Origin of the sequence: Corallococcus sp. CA053C (assembly GCF_003611675.1) — a bacterium.
In the GTDB taxonomy this organism is placed as follows: domain Bacteria; phylum Myxococcota; class Myxococcia; order Myxococcales; family Myxococcaceae; genus Corallococcus.
In genome coordinates this window covers 1-2,091 of record NZ_RAWA01000727.1, presented here as the reverse complement: position 1 = coordinate 2,091, position 2,091 = coordinate 1, and the positions used below count along the sequence as shown (strand labels likewise).

Below are 2,091 nucleotides of genomic sequence, written 5' to 3'. Positions count from 1 at the left end.
TCTACTTCAACGTCCTCTATCCGCTGCAGCACTTCTGCCGCGCGCGATTGCGCCGCCATGGCGCGGTGCTGCTCTGCTACGCGGGCTTCTACGCGGGGCTCTTCTGTCTGCTGTCGCGGCACGGGCTCGTCCCCGGAGCGGTGGAGTGCTGGCTGCTGCCGGTGCTCTTCGCCAGCCCCCTCAACGGCCTCAAGTCCATCGCGGACCACTACGCCAACACGTGGCGCGGGGACCGCTTCCACACCGCGACGACGGTGCGCGGCACGCGGCTCGTCACCTTCCTCTGGAACGGGCTCAACTACCACCTGGACCACCACCTCTATCCGCGCGTGCCCGGCTACAACCTCGCGAGGCTGCACACCCACCTGCGCCCCGGGCTGCTCGCGCGCGGCGCCCCCGTCTTCGACAGCTACCTGGACGTCATGGGACGCGCGCTGCTCGCCGGGCCCACCGTCGTGGACGAGGACGTGCGGCTCGTCACCCTGGAAAGAAAGCGCCCATGAACGCCCTGCGCCAGCTGTACGCGGACCTCCGCTACGAGGACGGCCGCTGGCCGCTGTCCCGCTGGGACCTCAACCTGCGCTACATCGCCAAGAGCCTCCTCCACGTCCCCGAGCCGCGCCGCCCCGAGGACGTCGAGCACTTCGCGCGCGTCGCCCGGCACCTCGCCTCCGGGAGCTGGAAGCCCGACGCGCCCGCGGCGCTCAACCTGTGCGCCGTGGGCGATGTGATGTGGATTCGCAGCGGCTTCCGCGAGGCCCTCTCCCCGGGCGTGCGCGCGCTGATGGCGGACGCGCACGTGGCCTTCGCCAACCTGGAGACGCCCGTGGACCCGACGCGGCCCGTGCCCCGGCGCGTCTACGAGACGCTCCACTACAACGCGCCGCCGGGCTACCTGGACGCGTGGGAGGGCACCGCGCGCCACCGCGTGTTCTCGCTGTGCAACAACCACGCGCTGGACCAGGGCGCAGAAGGGCTGGAGCGCACGCGCCAGAGCGTGCTGGCCCGCCCGGAGCACCGCTGCGTCGGAGGCCCCCGGGCCGAGGACGCGGTGGCGGGCCTGGAGGTGGCCGGGGTGCGCCTGGGCATTGCCGCGGTGACGTATGACATCAACCACCTCGCGGGTGCGCCGCCCGAGGGCGTTCCGGTGACGCGCCTGGGCAGCCCGCTGCATGCGCCCGACTGGGAGCGGCTGGGCGCCCTCATTGACGCGGCGCGCGCGGTGGGGCCGGACCTGGTGGTGCTCATGCCGCACTGGGGCTTCGAGTACGAGTACTGGCCCGAGTCCCTCCAGCGCGAGCACGCCTACCGCCTCATCGAGCGCGGGGCGGACATCCTCCTGGGCTCCTCGCCGCACGTGCTGCAGCCCGTGGAGCTGGTCTCCATCGACGGCGGGGACCCCACGTGCCCCGCGCAGGTGCGCCGGGGAGGGCCGCCGCGAGTGGGGCTCATCGCGTACTCGCTCGGCAACTTCCTGAGCATCATGCCCACGCGGGCGTGCCAGACGGGCGCGGTGCTGAAGCTCTCGCTCGCGCGGGACGCGGGGGGCTCCCTGCGCCCCGTGGACGTGCGCGCGGTGCCCACGGCGTGCGGGCGGGGCCTGGGCGGCGAGGGCTTCCTGGACGCGGGGGTCGTGGCGGTGGACGAGCTGGGCCTGGAGCGCGCGGCGCCGCACCTCGCGCACGCGCGGCGCACCCTGGGCGGACTGATTTCAACCCGGAGGGACTGAGATGGTGTCGATGCGGGAGCAGCTGGAGGCACTCACCGTGGGCATGGCCCGGCAGGTCGCGGGCTGGCTGCCGGCCGTGACGCCCGAGCGGTACGTGGCCTTCCTGGACATGATGTACCACTACACGCTGCGCAGTGGAGACCGGCTGCGGCTCGCGGCCGAGCGCGCCACGCTGCCTGAGTTGAAGGCCTTCTTCGCGGAGCTCGCGGCGGACGAGCAGTCCCACTACCAGCTCGCGAAGGCGGACCTCGCGGCCTTCGGGCGCACGCCGTCGGACGCCACGCCCCGCGAGGTCTCCGCGTTCCACGCCTTCTGGGAAGGCATCCCGGCGGAGCGCCAGCTCTCGTTCCTCGGCGCGCTGT

At 73.1% G+C, this 2,091-nt stretch carries 3 protein-coding genes; all 3 read left to right on the top strand.

Features of this window, described 5'->3' with window-relative positions:
* Nucleotides 1-503: fatty acid desaturase (locus D7V97_RS42635; protein ID WP_199729207.1), on the top strand; the 503-nt coding region annotated here is incomplete at its 5' end.
* The gene (locus D7V97_RS42630; RefSeq protein ID WP_120616229.1) at nt 500-1,729 is read left to right on the top strand and encodes a CapA family protein; all 1,230 of its coding nucleotides are present in this window, start codon (nt 500-502) and stop codon (nt 1,727-1,729) included. The genes D7V97_RS42635 and D7V97_RS42630, both read left to right, overlap by 4 nt.
* A gap of 1 nt (nt 1,730) precedes the next feature.
* Nucleotides 1,731-2,091, top strand: a 361-nt coding sequence (locus D7V97_RS42625) for a hypothetical protein (RefSeq protein ID WP_199729205.1), incomplete at its 3' end; no start/stop codon positions are given.